Annotated in this window: 12 protein-coding genes; 8 read left to right on the top strand and 4 right to left on the bottom strand. The window is 39.6% G+C overall.

The features are described 5' to 3' along the window. The first annotated feature begins 12 nt into the window (after positions 1-12). The 4 genes from CY0110_RS22365 to CY0110_RS22350 all read left to right on the top strand — a co-directional run bounded on the left by CY0110_RS22365 (position 13) and on the right by CY0110_RS22350 (position 9,157). Positions 13-6,729, top strand: coding sequence for a calcium-binding protein (locus tag CY0110_RS22365; protein ID WP_008277853.1), 6,717 nt, complete (start codon positions 13-15; stop codon positions 6,727-6,729). A 148-nt stretch (positions 6,730-6,877) separates the two neighbouring features. After that, positions 6,878-7,297, top strand: coding sequence for an HNH endonuclease (locus tag CY0110_RS22360; protein ID WP_008277852.1), 420 nt, complete (start codon positions 6,878-6,880; stop codon positions 7,295-7,297). A gap of 16 nt (positions 7,298-7,313) precedes the next feature. Beyond that, on the top strand, positions 7,314-7,577 hold the full coding sequence (locus CY0110_RS22355) for a sulfite exporter TauE/SafE family protein (protein ID WP_008277851.1): 264 nt from the start codon (positions 7,314-7,316) through the stop codon (positions 7,575-7,577). Positions 7,578-7,615: 38 nt separating this feature from the next. Further along, positions 7,616-9,157, top strand: a complete 1,542-nt coding sequence (locus tag CY0110_RS22350) for a phytoene desaturase family protein (RefSeq protein ID WP_008277850.1) — start codon at positions 7,616-7,618, stop codon at positions 9,155-9,157. Positions 9,158-9,513: 356 nt separating this feature from the next. Here CY0110_RS22350 and ruvB read toward each other — a convergent pair whose 3' ends face one another. After that, positions 9,514-10,617, bottom strand: a complete 1,104-nt coding sequence (gene ruvB / locus CY0110_RS22345) for a Holliday junction branch migration DNA helicase RuvB (protein WP_008277848.1) — start codon at positions 10,615-10,617, stop codon at positions 9,514-9,516. 173 nt (positions 10,618-10,790) lie between these two features. Between ruvB and CY0110_RS22340 the strand changes: the two genes are divergently transcribed. Next, positions 10,791-12,008: a SprT family zinc-dependent metalloprotease gene (locus CY0110_RS22340; RefSeq protein ID WP_008277847.1), complete on the top strand. Its 1,218-nt coding sequence runs from the start codon at positions 10,791-10,793 to the stop codon at positions 12,006-12,008. Between the two features lie 37 nt (positions 12,009-12,045). Here the strand turns inward: CY0110_RS22340 and CY0110_RS22335 are convergent, their stop codons facing one another. Then, positions 12,046-12,525, bottom strand: a complete 480-nt coding sequence (locus tag CY0110_RS22335; protein ID WP_008277846.1) for a hypothetical protein — start codon at positions 12,523-12,525, stop codon at positions 12,046-12,048. Between the two features lie 325 nt (positions 12,526-12,850). Next, positions 12,851-13,798 (bottom strand): formylglycine-generating enzyme family protein, encoded by a 948-nt coding sequence (locus CY0110_RS22330; protein WP_008277845.1) that lies wholly within the window; start codon positions 13,796-13,798, stop codon positions 12,851-12,853. A gap of 214 nt (positions 13,799-14,012) precedes the next feature. On the opposite strand from CY0110_RS22330, the gene CY0110_RS30520 reads away from it, so the two are divergent. The 3 genes from CY0110_RS30520 (at position 14,013) to CY0110_RS22315 (ending at position 15,966) form a co-directional block, all read left to right on the top strand. After that, positions 14,013-14,291 carry an endonuclease/exonuclease/phosphatase family protein gene (locus CY0110_RS30520; protein ID WP_008277844.1) on the top strand — a complete coding sequence of 93 codons (279 nt, stop codon included), beginning with the start codon at positions 14,013-14,015 and terminating at the stop codon, positions 14,289-14,291. Positions 14,292-14,328: 37 nt separating this feature from the next. Continuing rightward, complete coding sequence (locus CY0110_RS30515) at positions 14,329-14,706, top strand: exonuclease/endonuclease/phosphatase family protein (RefSeq protein WP_008277843.1); 378 nt, start codon at positions 14,329-14,331, stop codon at positions 14,704-14,706. A gap of 153 nt (positions 14,707-14,859) precedes the next feature. Then, positions 14,860-15,966 (top strand): hypothetical protein, encoded by a 1,107-nt coding sequence (locus CY0110_RS22315; RefSeq protein ID WP_008277842.1) that lies wholly within the window; start codon positions 14,860-14,862, stop codon positions 15,964-15,966. 467 nt (positions 15,967-16,433) lie between these two features. Here CY0110_RS22315 and CY0110_RS22310 read toward each other — a convergent pair. Beyond that, positions 16,434-17,118 (bottom strand): tetratricopeptide repeat protein (locus tag CY0110_RS22310; RefSeq protein WP_008277841.1); only part of this gene is annotated, 685 nt, incomplete at its 5' end.

Genomic DNA, 17,118 nt, shown 5'->3' with positions numbered 1-17,118 from the left:
CAGAGATTTATCATGGGAAACGTTGTTAAAACAATCAACAATGCTATAAATCCATTTTATAAAGATGGTGATGGTGGTAATGACAATTTTACAATTTATGGTGCAGGTGCAGCTTATGGAAATGGAGGAAATGACACTCTAAAAGCTTATGCTTTGTATGTTAGACTTGATGGTGGTTCAGGTAATGATACTATTAAAGCTTACTCAGGACGGTCAGACCTTTACGGCGGTTCAGGCAATGATTATATAGAAGCTTGGGGTATATCTAACTATATTAATGGGGGTTCAGGGAACGACACCATTAAAGCCCATGCTGCCCACAACGATATTTATGCAGGAACGGGTTACGATACAATCTACGCCTACGGTGGTGCTAACTTTATCGATGCTAACGATGATGGACTAGGTGACACCATCTATGCAGCAGGTGGTTACAACAACATCGATGCGGGTTGGGGTAACGATAATATAACGGCTTATGGCGGTTATAACGATATCGATGCGGGAAATGGCAACGATACGATTACTGCTGGTGGTGGTTATAACGATATTTATGCTCGAAGCGGTTACGATACAATTTACGCCTACGGTGGTGCTAACTTTATTGATGCCAACGATGATGGACGAGGTGACACCATCAAAGCTTACGGTGGTTATAACAATATTGATGCTGGTTGGGGTAATGATAACATTACCGCAGCTGGTGGTTATAACGATATTAGTGCTGGCAGTGGTAACGATACAATCTACGCCTACGGTGGTTACAACAAGGTTTACGCTTCCAATGGTAATGATTGGGTAGAAGTCTGGGGCGGTGGTAATAAAGTTTATGGTGGTTCAGGGAACGACACCATTAAAGCCCATGCTGCCTACAACGATATTTATGCAGGAACGGGTTACGATACAATTTATGCCTACGGTGGTGCTAACTTTATCGATGCCAACGATGATGGATTAGGTGACACCATCAAAGCTTATGGTGGTTACAACGATATTGATGCCGGTTGGGGCAATGATAACATTACCGCAGCTGGTGGTTACAACAACATTGATGCTGGTAATGGTAACGACACCATATACGCTTATGGTGGCTATAACAAAATCTATGCTCGAAGCGGTTCTGATACCATTAAAGCTTATGGCGGTGGGAATGAAATAGATGCCAATGATGATGGTAATGCTGATGACATCTACGCTGAAGGCGGTGCAAACGTCATTGATACAGGGTCTGGTAGTGATAGGATAGAAGCCTACGGAGGTGCTAATGTTATTAATGCCAGTAATGGTAACAATACAATCATTGTTGGTGGTGTAGCGAATATTGTTAATGCAGGATCTGGCAATGACGATATTGAAGCTTATGGTGGTTACAACGAGATAAAAGCGGGTGCAGGGGATAATCGCATTTATGCAGAAGGCGGCTTCAATAATATATATGCAGAGGGCAAAAGCAATTACAATTACATCGAAGCCTATGGTGGTGGTAACTATATCAAAGGCAGTGATTATCAAACAGCCTTAGAAACCGTTTTTACAGGATTTGAGACTAAGTATGTTTCTTTTGGTTGGTTCAGTGTTCCCATCTTAACCCCTACCTATGGTCAAGTGACAGTCGCCTACAACGGCAATGATGAAATAAAAGCCTATGGCGGTGCTAACGTCATTGATGCTGGGTCTGGTAATAACGATATCTATGCTGAAGGTGGTGCCAACGTTATTGATACAGGGTCTGGTAACGATGATATCGAAGCTTACGGCGGTGCCAATGTCATTGATGCGGGTTTTGGAAACAATAAAATCATTGCCGGTGGTGCAGCAAATATCATTGATACAGGTTCGGGTAACGATAATATCCAGGCTTATGGTGGTGCCAACGTTATCACGGCTGGTAATGGCACAAACACCATTATTGCAGGTGGTGGCGCAAACGTCATCGATACAGGGTCTGGTGACGATGATATCCAGGCTTATGGCGGTGCTAACGTTATTATGGCTGGAAATGGCACAAATACCATTATTGCAGGTGGCGCAGCTAATGTCATTACTACAGGTTCAGGAAAAGATACCATTGCTGCTGCGGGTGGTACAAATGTCATTATTTCAGGTTCAGGTAATGATGATGTTGTCGTTGGTGGTGGCTTAAACGTCGTTGTCTCTGGTGCAGGCAATGACACCATTATTGCAGGTGGTGGTGCTAACGTTATCTATGATTCCGGTGGTAATAATCAGATGTATGGTTTGGCCGCAGGTAACGTCTTCGTCAAAACGGGTAGCGGAACCGATACTATGGCAGGCATTGGTGGGGCTAATATTTTTACGAAAGTCGGCAGTGGTGATACCAATATGTATGCTGGTGGTGCGTTTAATATCCTCACTAAAGTCAGCGATAGCTATGATGACGATACTATGATCGCCTTGGGTAAAGGGAATTTACTCACCAAAGTGGGTCATGGGTCTTCTACGATGGTTGCCGTTGGTTTATATAACATTTCTACCTCTTGGGGAGATAGCGAAGATATCATCGTTAGTGTGGGTAAAATTAATGCCATGATCGGCGGTGGTAATGATGATATTATCGTTGCTGCGGGGATGGGCAATATTGCCTTTGGAGACTCGTTAGGCATTGATTTAAACGGGTTCGGCAGTAGTGAAAACGAAAATTCGGGTTCAGAGGCGAGAACCGATGAAATTGATGCTGGCGTTGATTGGGAAAATGCTGGGGATGTTGATACCACCCAAGAAGTCACAGGTAATGATGTCATTGTCACCCTCGGAAAGTTTAATGCTGCGGTGGGTGATGCAGGGGCTGATATTATTGTTGCTGGGGGTATGTACAACTTCATCTATGGGGATAGTCTAACAGAAGGTTGGACGTTAGATTCTTTCCAAATTCCAGGGGTTGATGATTTACTACCTCAAATTGATTGGGCTTATTTAGCTAGTTTAATCCCTGATGTTGATGTTGATGTTGATTTTCAAGTTCCTGACATTAATTTTGATCTTCCCAGTCTCAACTTTAATCTTCCGAGTATTAGTTTAGGTCTTACTGATTTCAATCTTCCCAATTTAAGTGTTCCTAATGTTGATTTTCCTGATCTTGATTGGGATCTCTTATTCAATATCAGTTTAGAAGGATTAAGTTTACCGAGTCTTGATTTCGGTTTATTTGACTTGCTAACTATCGATATTGATGTTGATTTACCTGAGTTCAGTTTTGATCTCGATTTTGATTTCGATATCCCTGATCTTGACTTATCTTTACTCGATTTTGGATTTGATTTAGTTTCTCTTCCTAATATTTCTTTACCTAGTTTTTCTTTACCCAGTTGGGAAACGCCAAGCTTTACTATTCCCATTGTTGACTTAGACATTCCCAGTTTAGGATTACCTGACTTTACCATTCCCAGTCTGACCATTCCTAGTCTCAGTCTTCCTGATTTCTCCAGCTTATCTTTACCCAGTTTATCTCTTACTGGTTTTTCCTTACCGAACATTTCCTTACCTGATTTATCCTACGCCATTCCTAACCTTTCTCGATTCAATTTTGATGTTTACAATGGTAACGGTGACATCTTAGTTGCTGCTGGTAAACTCAACGTGGTTGGAGGTGCCTTAGATGATGACATTATGGTGAGTGCCGGTCAATATAATGTCTTATTTGGGGGTGAAGGTAATGATTTAATCTTTGGTGCAGGTCAAAATAACCTCGTCCTGGGAGATGAAGGCAATGACTTCATTTTAAGTGCTGGCAAAAATAACTACATTCTCAGTGGTAGTGATGACGATACCATTGTTGCTGCTGGACAAACCAACGTTATCCTAGCAGGTAGCGGTGATGATATTGTCTTCTCTGCGGGTAAAAGTAATAATATCCTAGCCCAAGAAGGAGATGATGTGGTCATTGGATTAGGAGAAAGTAACCGCGTTAGTGGGGGTGATGGAAAAGATGTCATCCTTGCAGGAGGTAAAACGAATATCTTCCTCGGTGGTGCAGACGATGACTTCATTGTCGGTATTGGCCAAAATAATTATATCTCAGGCGATCGCGGTGATGATTGGATTATTGCAGGAGGAGAAAATAACAAAATCCTTGATTTCTTTGGGGATAATACGGTTATTAGTATCGGTGTCAGTAATACCATTTATACCTTTAGTGGCAATGACACAATTTTTTCTGGTGGTAAGAAGAATTCCGTTAGTACAGATGCTGGTGATGATATCATTCTTAGCATTGGTCAAACCAACAGTATTAGTGGTGGTTTAGGTAGTGATTTAATCGTTGCGGGTGGACAAAATAACTACATCTATGGAGAAAGTTTACTCTATACTTGGAATTTAGATTCGCTTCAATTACCTTCTGTCGATGATTTAATTCCAGAAATTCCTGAGTTTGATTTAAACAGTTTAATTCCAGACATTAATTGGGATAATTTAATCAATGTTGATTTAGGTTCTCTTGAGTTACCCAGTCTGATTAGTTTGGATTTTGATCTTGATCTTGCTGAAGTTAATTTTGACTTAGATTTTGATTTCGATCTCGCTGATTTTGATTATAGTTTAGATGATTTTGGATTTGATTCTGTCTCAGTTCCTGATATTACTTTACCCAATTTAACTTTACCGACGTTTGATATTCCTGATGCTACTTTACCCAGTCTTTCTTTACCGAGTTTAACCCTTCCTGATTTCTCAAACTTTACCTTACCAGCAGATATGGGTATTCCTGATGTTAATCCATCGTTATCGTTACCTGATTTATCTGCTTTAATGCCAGATTTATCTCGCTTCTCCTTTGATTTATACACCGATAATGGCGATCTTCTTTTAGCAGGAGGTAAAAATAATGTAGTCAGTGGTGCATTAGGAGATGACATCCTGGTAAGTGCGGGCAAAAATAATATTATGTTCGGGGGAGAAGGAAATGATATTGTCTTTGGTGCGGGTCAAAATAATGCTGTTTTAAGTGATGAAGGAAACGACTTAATTTTAACCGCAGGGCAATCTAATTTTGTTCTCAGTGGTAGTGATGACGATACCGTTGTTGCTGCGGGACAAACCAATATTATTGCCACAGGAACGGGTAATGATTTAGTCTTTTCTCTCGGTAAAAGTAATAATATCCTGGCACAAGAAGGCAATGATATTGTCATTGGTTTAGGTCAGAGTAACCGCGTTAGTGGGGGTGATGGTGAAGATATTTTACTGGCAGGAGGTCAAACTAATATCTTTCTCGGTGGTGAAGGAAATGACACCATTTTTGGGGTGGGTAAAAATAATATTGTCTTCGGTGGCAATGGAGATGATTGGATGTTTGCCGGTGGAAAATCGAATTATTTTATCGATTTCTACGGTAAAGAAATGGTTATAAATGTTGGCATTAGTAACTACATTTACACCTTCGATGATAGCGATACCATTGAATCATTTGGTATCAATAATAAGATTAATAGTGGAGATGGAGATGATACCATTACCACCACCGATATTTATAGTAAAGTTGATGCAGGTGTAGGAAATGACTTAATTAATGTGAGTGGTTTCTTCAATACCATTAATGCTGGTGAAGGTGACGACACTATCAACAGTGATGGGGAATATAACACCATTAATGGTGACAGTGGTGACAATTTATTTTACATCGGAGGTGATAATAATACCTTTGTTGGTGGTACTGGAAATGATACTTACTTCTTGGAAAATTGGGATAACGGATTAACCGCTTATATTGATAACCAAGGTGATGAGTTGACCACTGATATTCTCAGCTTTGATACTGTCTATGATGCTGCTAATATCATCTTTACTCAATTGGATGATTTAAACTTAGAAATTAGTATCCTAGATGTAACTCAAACCTTAGTGTTAGAAAACTGGTTTGTTGATGAAACTTCACGCATTGATACCTTCCAGTTTAGTGATGGATTTAGTTTAGGACAAGCTGACATTGCGACCTTAGTTCAAACCCCAACTTTAGATGATACTCAAACCATTAATAATCAGTTTGCTTTGTATCAACAATCTAACGATGCGTCCTTTTATTTATGGGGTGAAAATCATGTTTTTGATAACACTCAATCTGTTTATGTCATTACTCATGGATGGCAAAGTGCAGGTTTTAGTGATAATGATTTCGCTACGTTAGCTGAATCTATTATTCAATATGACTCAAATGCTAACATTTTCTTCACTGATTGGACAGATTTGGCAGGTAATTACAATTATCTAGAATCTGCTGGTGATACTGCTGTTATTGGTCAACAGTTAGGAGAATTTCTTCACGGGTTAGGAGTTGATGCACAAAAAACAACCCTTATTGGTCACAGTTTAGGGGGCCACGTTAGTGGCATTGCGGCTGATACTTATGATAATCTAACAGGAGAAGCCCTTAATACAGTCATCGGTCTTGATACGGCCGGGCCTCTATTTGAATATGGGTTAACTGATGAGTCAGGACGACTAGACGCAACTGACGCAAATCAAGTTGTTGCCTTCCATTCTAGCAGCACTCTCGGTTACGACGACTTAATGGGTGATTTAGATGTCTACTTAAACTGGGATGATGCTTTCCAACCAGGAGAGTCAAGCGTTATTGGTAATCACAACTATCCCATTAATTTGTTGGCTGATCTTTATCAAGGCAGTTCTTATACTCAGGATGACGGTTCAGTGTTTGAACTTGATGACTTATCTGCCTTAAATGGTAGTTACAATATCAATACAACTGTCTAAGAACTCATCATTCGCTCATTTTTTCAACGTGAGTTCTACTTCACCTTTATTTGAGTATTGTGGTAGTTTTTGATTAAAATAACATCGCTACCCTATTTTGTAAGGTGGGCAAAATTTTTGACATGATAAATCCAAATGAACATCTAATTTGCCCACCCTACTGCAGGGGTTTAGCCTATGGCACTTAAGCCAGAGAACCTTCAAAAAGTTCAAAAAACAAAAAACCATCAACCGATATCAAGCAATAGAATTGGTTAAAAGAGCCTTTCCAAACATTAGTTATTCTGAAAACAGTTTTGCCAACGTCAAAGGGACTAAATCACCCTATGACGGGGATATCAACTACTGGTCAAAGAAAAATAGTGTCCTCTACGATGGAAGTACCGCAAAAACACTTCGCCGACAAAACCATTCATGTGGTTACTGTGGTCTGAAATTCATTGAAGATGAAAAAGTAGAACTACATCACATCGACGGCAACCATAACAACTGGAAACCTAAGAACCTCTTAGGAATCCATAGCAGTTCTCATCATTATATCCACATGAGCAAAGGACGGAAAGACTAAGGTTTTCGGAAGCCGAGTGCAGGGAAATCTGCACGCTCGGATTTCACAGAGAGGGGCGAAGCGTGATAGCTTCCCTCGACTCTACCTAATTAGCATCGGAGGAGGAGTTCTCATTACTCATACTTTAGTTTTTCTGTTCAAATTTTCTCAACAGCAAGCTCAGGGAACTACGTTAGCTTTACTCATTCCTCCTATTGGACTTTTAGCTGCTTTGACCTATTATCAACAAGGCTTTGTCAATTTAAAAGCAGCATTATTAATTTGCCTAGGATTTGTCTAGAGAAATTAATCATTGATAAATTATTTGATTTGTTAACTATGTCTAATACGGAAATTATTGTTATTGGTAGCGGTATTGGCGGACTAAGTTGTGCTGCCTTATTAGCTCATTATGGTTTAGATGTCACGGTGTGCGAAAGTCATACCATTGCTGGTGGTGCAGCCCATAGTTTTGAACGAGATGGCTTTATTTTCGACTCAGGCCCCTCTTTATATTCTGGACTCTCTTATAGCCCTTCACCCAACCCCTTAAAACAAGTATTAGACGCTATTGACGAACCCTTACCCTGTATTAACTATGATACCTGGGGCTGTTACCTACCCGAAGGAGACTTTAACACCTCCGTCGGGGCTGATCAATTTTGTGATGTTCTCAAACACCTACGAGGCAAAACGGCAGTTAAAGAATGGCGTAAGTTACAAGAAGTCATGAAACCTTTAGCCGAGGCCAGTATTGCCCTACCCCCTGCGGCCCTTCGATTTGACTGGAATGCTATTTTTACCGTAGGGAAGTTTGCCCCCAGTTTACTCTTTAAAAGTAACCAAGTTTTTAAGTTAACAAAACCTTTTAGTTCCATCATAGATCAAGTCATTAGTGACCCTTTTATACGTCATTGGTTAGACTTGCTTTGCTTCCTATTATCCGGACTGCCGGCTACCGGTACCAGCGCAGCCGAAATGGCCTTTATGTTTGCTGATTGGTATCGTCCAGGGGTTAAGTTAGATTATCCTCTTGGGGGCAGTGGGGCATTAGTCGATGCTTTGGTCAGTGGTTTCACTAAAAATGGCGGTAAACTGCACTTAAACTCCCATGTTGAGCAAATTCTAGTCAAAAATAATCAAGCCATCGGCGTAAAACTTCGCAATGGTGATATCTTAAGAGCTACTCGTGCCGTTATTTCTAATGCGTCAGTTTGGGACACCCTGAAGCTCTTACCCATAGATGCAGTATCCCAAGAGTGGCGAACCCAAAAACAACAAACACCACCCTGTGAGAGTTTTTTGCATCTTCATCTGGGTATTGATGGTCAAAACTTACCTTCACACTTACCTTGTCATCATATTGTGGTCAATGACTGGGAAAAAGGCATTACAGCAGAACAAAACGTGATTTTAGTCTCCATTCCCTCCTTACTTGATCCTAGTTTAGCCCCTCAAGGAAAACACGCAATCCATGTTTATACCCCCGGTAACGAACCTTATCATCTTTGGTCTCATTTGAAGCGTAATAGTCAAGCCTATCAACAACAAAAAGAAGCCAGAACTCAGGTTATGTGGCAAGCATTAGAACGTATTATCCCTGATATCCGCCATCGCATTTCCCTTTCTTTAGTGGGAACTCCTCTGACCCATGAACGGTTTTTGCGTCGTTACCGAGGTTCTTACGGTCCGGCTATCCAAGCAGGAAAAGCTTTGTTTCCCGGTCCGAATACAGCAGTTGAGGGGTTATGGTGTTGCGGTGACTCCACCTTTCCAGGTATCGGTTTACCAGCAGTTGCAGCTAGCGGTATGATGTTGGCTAATACCTTTGCTTCGTTGGATCAACATTTACAGCTATTAAAACGGTTATCTTTAGCTTAAAGTTTCTCAATTACAATATTATAATCCAAGGATTGACGGTCACTACTTCGGAATTTTTTAACCATTGCATTCTGCACGCAACCAATTTTGAAAGTGTCCCTAAATACCGAGAAAAAGTATAGATTAAGATAACATTGGACTTGAACTGATTTGAAGCCATTTGTCATTATGCTGTGCCATCAATGTTCACAACAAAGTTCTTGTTTAGCTTATCAACTAGCTTCAGTCGATCGTAACATCAAAGATTCTTTAACTAAGCTTAAAAGTTGTACTCAACAATTATCTTCACCTCCTAAAAAAAACAGTAAACTTTTCAAAATTATTCCTATTAATGTAAATTAAATTATTAGAAATAATCAGTTTTCAATTAAATGTTCTCTAGCCAATTCTGTCACCATCCTCCCCCGATGGGTGCGATTAAGAAATCCGATTTGCAACAGATAAGGCTCATAAACGTCCTCAATGGTTTTGGCATCTTCTCCTGTGGATGCTGCCACACTTTCTAACCCCACTGGCCCACCATTAAAGTTGTTGATCATCGTTTCTAGGATCATCCTGTCTGTCCAATCTAATCCCATTGGGTCAACTTGGTAAAAGTCTAACGACTCTGCGGCCAAGCCCTCGGTTATACTTTGGTGTTTATGTACTACTTGGTAATCCCGAACCCTTCTTAGTAGCCGATTAGCAATGCGAGGGGTTCCCCGCGATCGCCTGGCTATTTCCATCGCTCCTGGTTGGGTAATGCTAACTTCCAGTATTTTCGCCGTTCTTTCAATGATTAGGGCTAGTTCTTCGGGTTCGTAAAACCTTAACCGCTCAATCAACCCAAAGCGATCTCTGAGGGGAGATGTTAGAGAACCCACTTTAGTTGTTGCCCCCACCAAGGTAAATCTAGGAAGGGGAATACTCCGTGTTCTTGCTGCTTGACCTTTGCCAATGGTGATATCTAAACGATAATCTTCCATTGCAGGATAAAGCAACTCTTCGGTCAAACGGTTAAGACGGTGAATTTCATCAATGAATAGGACATCTCCAGGTTTTAGGTTTACTAATATGCCCGTGATATCTCTGGGTCGTTCTAAAGCTGGTGCTGCGGTTATCTTACAGTTCACTCCCATTTCTTCTGCCAGAATCAACGACATGGTAGTTTTTCCCAGTCCTGGTGGGCCATAGAGAAGTAAGTGATCTAAGGGGTCTTGTCTCCCAAGGGCTGCTTTGATGCCAATGTTTAGCACCGATTTTAGGGATTCTTGCCCAATGTAATCCTCTAAACGATGAGGACGTATATTCTGACCATTGCTCTCGTCTGAATCTTTGTTTGTAGGATCTAATAATCTTTCTTGGTTTTTGGGTGGTGACTCAACTGTTGTTGAGGATTGCTGATGGGTTGATGAGGAAACAGTGGTTTTCTTAACTGATTGAGTGTTTTTCTTCCCTGTGGTTCCTCGTTTGATGGCCATTCCCCGTAACCTCTTAACGTCCTTTCTCTGATTTTGCCATTACTAGACGATTTCACCCCTTTATCCTTGATTTTTTTCAGATTCTACCAAAAGATTTATCAGTCCGATTTACAATAGAAATATAGTAGCTTTCACCAAGACTGTAATTCCCCGTCGTTACCTTAAAGAGAAACATGGCAAACCGTCTTCGTATTAGAGGTATTGTAAAAATAGCAACCACGGTTCACGATATTCTCCAAATAGGCATTAATCCTAACGAAAAAGAGAAGTTTAAACAATACATTCAAAATCATCTTGAAACCATTGAAAATATCTGTAGTGAATCTGGTAGTCACCCAGATCACTTACCGAGTCGTTCACGCAAAGCTTACTATTTTCTCAAGGAAATTGATTTAGATTATTTGCCTATTGTCTCGACTAAATCTGAAAATCAACCTCGACGGACTGTTCAAGCATCATCTACTATTCGCTTAAAAAATATTGTCAAGCAACAAAAAGCTATTTTAGAAGATATTTTTAACTATTCTAATAGTCCTAAACCAGATGATTTTGACCAACTAATCCATAACTTAAATAGTAACGTTACTGCCATTGAACATATTTGCCAAACTAATCAAGCTTCTCCAGCTTCTCTGAGTAATTCTTCCCGTAAAATTTATACTTGGATGAAATTTTTAGCTCATCCCTCGTGGTTGGAAACACATTTAATAGCCACTCGTAAAACTCTTGAAAATGCTCAAAAAATCTCTAAAGATAATTTAATTAAAACTGAAAAGATATTTATTAGTTTTCTGAATATGTCCAGTTTATACAAAGGCAAAACAGAACGCTATCATCATAATATTATCCTCAATGAAGGTTTTATTACTGCTCCTGAAGAAATTATTACAGCTATTATAACAAGTATATTTGAGGGAAAAACGACTAAAAACACTCAAATTATTCAACAATATGCTCTTGGAAAAGAATATAGCGATATTCTTTTAGCATTAGATTTAACTGCCGAAATTGAAGCCGATAACTCTCAAGGGCAATTTTATGATCTCAATTTATTATTTGAGAAAATTAATCGCCAGTATTTTAACAACGCTCTGAGTAAGCCTCGCTTAAGTTGGAGTCAATCTTTAACCCGACGAAAATTTGGACATTATGAACCAAATCGTGATCGTGTTGTCATTAGTTTAACTCTTGATGATCACAACATTCCTTCTTTTGTGGTCGAATTTATTTTATATCACGAATTATTGCACAAACATTGCCCAGAGAAATGGGTTAATGAACGAATAAGGATTCATACTCCTGAATTTAAACAACTTGAACAAGAATTTGAGTTTTATCAAGATGCACAGACATGGCTACAAAAATTTGTCCATTTCCCTCAATTCATTTGAGCTAAAGCGATCGCAGTTTTTATTTCCTTACCTCGACTCACTTTTGTCTGTGTGTCGGTATTGTCCCTTTAATTTCGTAGAAGTAATCTGTTCCCACTAAAGCCACCAGAATTTCCGCCATTTGCGTTCCTGCTGCTGCTTCTTCGACTTTGGCGAAACCATACTGATCTGAAATTTCCCACTGGTCTAAACGAGAAGAACGTCGACACTTAAATTTTCCTAATCCATAAGCAATTTCTGGACTTCCTTTATAACCATCAACTTGACCATTAGACTGTGACTGCTGACAAAATTCACGGATTTCTGAATGCAGATTAACAGGTATGGAGTTGATATCTTCTCCACGCACTAACCAGTGAAAAAATAGTTGCCAATGCCAAGGAACTCCCCATTGCAACGCAGATAATATTAAGCACACCGCTATCATTCCCCCACCCAACCAATATAGGGGTTTGAGCCATCTTTGTTTTTGTTTACGTTGTAGTTTTTCGCTTAAATTCAGTGGTTTAAGTGTCATGACTCAAATTGGGAGCTAGTCTCATATATGGTATTAGCCTTTAGTTAAATTTTGGCTAATTAATAAGCGATCGCTTATCCAAGAGGAATCGCACCTTAGCCTGTGCGCCCCTTGACTTTTAGTTAGTGCCGAATTTTAATAAAATAAACCAGCACTAACGCGCATTAGTAGGGAAGTTAGTCGCACAGGTACAAGGTTTGATCGAGTCGATAGCGTGGCTGAAGAAGTAGTTTATCGTACAATTACAGGGTAATGAATTGTCTGGTGATAGTTAGCGAAAGATATCCCTAATTGAATCGGATATGGTTCTTTGGGTTTGCTGATTCTATTTAAACTTCCCCCCGAAGACGCAAACAACTCGAAAACCGTAAGTGTTGTCACGCTCTTTGGACTTCACGTTACCGAAGCGAAAGGCGCAACGACAGACATCAGGATCATCGCTCCACGAACCCCCTCGCAGAACGGAACATAAATCATTCTCCTTTTTTTCCCTGTCAACCCATGCACTACCATCACTTGGCGCATTTTCATAATTTTCATACCAGTCATCAGCACACCATTCCCAGACTAACCCGTGCATATCGTATAATCCAAAAGCATTGGGAGGAAATTGACCCACTGGAGTTGTTTGCTCTGTCTCTTGTCCTGGTGATTCCTTAGCATAAGTCTGTGAAGCCACATAATTGGCCAATTTTCCCGTGAGGGTTTCCCCAAAGTAAAAGGGTGGATAAGTTTCATTGTTTTCAAGGTCTAGGGGTTTTGTTACAGCATGACAAGCGTATTCCCATTGGGCTTCGGAGGGCAATCTATAGTCCTTTCGTGTTAGCTTAGAAAGACGTTGACAAAATTCTACCGCTTCGTCCCTGCTCACCCTCTCCACAGGCAGATTATCTCCTTTGAAGTCTGAGGGATTTTCGTCTAACTCAATGTTAACTTTTAGATCCGTTTGAGAGGCGATCGCTTTCCATTGAACTTGAGTAATGGGATATTTGCCCATAAAGAAGGGAGAAAGAGTGACGTTATGCTGAGGTTTTTCGCACCGATAACCATCCCAATCAAACTTTTCGACTAATCTCTCAATTTCAACCTCATCAGTTCCCATTGGAAAGGTTCCATTTGGAATTGAAACCATTTCTAGGTTGACATTCTCCCTCAAAGATTCCGTATAATAAAAAGCGGTATGAGTAGTGATTTTAAGAATTTGCCCATAACAATTTACCGTAGGAGTACAATAAGTCCATTGTTGTAAAGATTCTTTTGAGAATTTACTCACAATAATTTGCTCTTTTTAAAAGTTCGGTAAAAACCAAATAGAATAAGATTTTTAGGCTTTTTAGTTACCTTTATTTTATCTCGGTTGATTAATACACAGGTAATTGTGACGTTTTCTTTCATCAATCAACTTAAGACACCCCAAAACTGATTCAATCAGAATATAAGAGACACTCAAGGCCAAAAATTACCCGAAGCTGTCAAACGGAGGCGACATGACAACCTTCAAAGTAATGACATGGAACTTAGAAAACCTCTTTCAGCCGAACCTTAACGATGCTGAACAGAGCCGAAAGTATCAAGAAAAACTACAATCCCTCTCCCAACTCATCAAGAATTTAGCAGCCGATGTCATTGGGGTCCAAGAAGTGGGGAGTCCTGAATCCTTTGAAGATTTAATCAATCAATTAAACGGGCAATATCCCTACTCTCAACTCTCAACTCAATCGGATAGACGAGGCATTCGCGTTGGTTTCTCTCTAATTACCCATTGAAGACTCCGAAAACTTCGTAGAATTTCCCCCTCAAGGATTGATTATCTTAGGAGATTTGAATGATGTCACTGAAGCGGCCACTACCCAGATTTTACACGGACCGGGGGGCAGTGAAATTGGCACAAAGGGCTTTTCCCTCCCAGATCAAGGAGATGATGCCCGTTTATTTAACCTAGCCCCCCTCATTCCCCCCAAAAGACGCTTTTCACGGGTTTTTCGAGGCAATGGAGAATTAATTGACCATATTTTGGTCAGTAAAGAGTTACTGCCCGGAAATCCCCCTCAAACCCCTGTAGTAGATAGTCACATTGATGGGTTAGGGTCATTACCCTCAATTTCTGAACAACCCAGTCAACGACGGGGAGAACCTGGATCAGATCACGCACCTATAACAGCAACTTTTGATTTTTCCTAACCGCAACAACCTTTTGATCGCTTTAAAATTATTAATCCAAGGGAACCTCCGCGTGGGTCGCACCTCTGCGGACTGCCTTTTGACTCCTGCCTCCGTTTGACCCTGCTTATGAAAAAGCAACGCAAATAAAATCCTTTTCTCAGAGACTAAGTAATGAGCGAACATCAATATTACGAATTTCAAGCAGTTGATAAAGTTTTAAGCGAACAACAGAAGAAAGAGATTAGTCAGCTTTCCTCTCGCGTTCAACTAACTTCAAGAAAAGCTATTTTTATTTATAACTATAGTGATTTTCGAGGACGACCAGAAGAAGTTTTAGAAAAATATTTCGATGCCATGTTTTACATAGCCAATTGGGGAACCATACAATTGATGCTAAAATTTCCTAAATCTTTGGTTAATCTCCAAGACCTAGAAAAATATTGTGATGGAGAAAATGTTAGAATTATCCTTAATCTTAAATCAGCTATTCTTAATATTGAATTTGATAATGAGGAAGGGTTTGGTTGGATAGAAGATGATGGTTATTTAGATTCCTTAATCAATATTAGAAAAGAAATTTTAGAACAAGATTATCGAGTCTTATATTTAGCTTGGTTAAGAATAATAGAGGAACAAGACCTAGAGTATTCAGAGATTGAACCCCCTATCCCTCCTGGATTAAATAAGTTATCCTCAGCTTTAAATTCCTTTGTAGAACTGTTTGAAATTGATGAACACCTATTAAAAGTAGCAGCTAAAAATAGTCAAAATAAGACTAACTTATCTCAACAACAAATTGAAAAAGCCATTGGTCAAATTCCTCGCCCTGAATGTAATAAAATGTTGCTCAAACTTTCTCAAGGTGACTTGAGTGTTGAGGCTGAACTCCACCAAAGAATCTTACAAATAGTGGATAATTCCCCTTCTCTAATTTCAGGACAAAGAACCAGTCAACATCTTTTTGAATTGGCTCAGAGTGAGAGGATAAAAGAACAACAAGCATTACAAAAACAAGCCGAAGCTAGACGAATTAATAGATTAGAAGCTCTTGCCTCTCAAGAAAATCAGGTTTGGCAAAATATTGAAGAATTAATTAGTAAGAAACAGTCTAAGCCCTATGATGAGGCAGTCAAGTTGTTAAGCCAATTACATGACCTAGCAATTTACCAAGATAAAGAATCATTTTTTCAGGACAAAATTAATGATCTTTACCAAAGGTATAGCCGACGACCTGGATTGCTTAATCGTTTGAAAAAACGAGGTTTGAATAGAAAGTAATCATTATCTAATAATGATTACAATTATTTTAAATTTGGATATCTCTTTTATAATAAACGATCGCCTATTATTTTCTTCCTCAAAAATCGGTTAAAAGCTTTATCCCGTCAAAGTTTTACTCCCATTTGGCATAAAGACGTACCCTACTAATAATCATAAGTGCTAGCGATCACAGCCTAATATCTAATCCCTATCAAAATAGAACAAAAGAACATTTTAATTAGCGAGTAGCTTACTGATGAAACAAGCTGTTTTATTTCTTTGTGTTTTTCTATTTTTCGTTGGAGCGAATCCTTCGTTTGCCCATTCTGGGAAAACTGATAGTAATGGTTGCCATAAATGTAACAGAGGACATACCCACTGTCACTAAAGAAAAATTATTCTTGAGCCGACAACCTTGACAGCAGCCTGGAAATGACTTTACTTTTTTGACTAAGTTGGATAGGTTGCTTTATATGTTACTAAAATTATGGCATTTGTCGCAGGTAATCGCTCAAAATTTGGTATTGTTCTTGATTTCCTTGAGCCTGATAGAGTTGAGCGGCTTTTTGAGCATCCGCTTTAGCCAATGAAAAGTTACCTAAATTATGGTAAGCAATAGCCCGATTATGGTGATCTTCAGCCCTATCTGGTTCTAGCTGAATGGTTTGAGTCAAATCCTCTATGCTTTCCTTGTAATTGCCTAGTTTTAAGCGGATTTCACCCCGATTAGAATACACCTTGGCTTCTCGATAACCTAGCTCTAACGCTTTAGTTAAATCGGCTTCGGCTTGTTGCCCATTGCCCATAGCTTTGTAGGTTAGTCCTCTTTGATAGTAAGCCCACTCAAAAGAAGCATTTAATTGAATCGCACGATTCAAATCAGAGACAGAGGACTGATAATTTCCCACTTTTCGATAAACCCTCCCTCGATTGTAATACCAACCTGGAACCTTTGGTTCTAGCTCTATCGAACGGCTATGGTCAGCTATAGCTGCTTGATAATTCTTCAAAGCGTTGTAAGCTAGTCCTCGATTGGCATAAACTCCAGCTTCGATTGGCTCTAGCTCTATAGCTGCGCTAGCATCACTTACAGCTTTTTGCTCTTGCTTTAACTCATGATGCAAATAACCTCGATTTTTATAAGATTGTTGCAGAACATAGTGAGGAGCA

The organism is Crocosphaera chwakensis CCY0110 (assembly GCF_000169335.1).
Classification (GTDB): domain Bacteria; phylum Cyanobacteriota; class Cyanobacteriia; order Cyanobacteriales; family Microcystaceae; genus Crocosphaera; species Crocosphaera chwakensis.
Note: the sequence above shows the minus strand (reverse complement) of the source record. Positions and strands in the feature narration are given on the sequence as shown.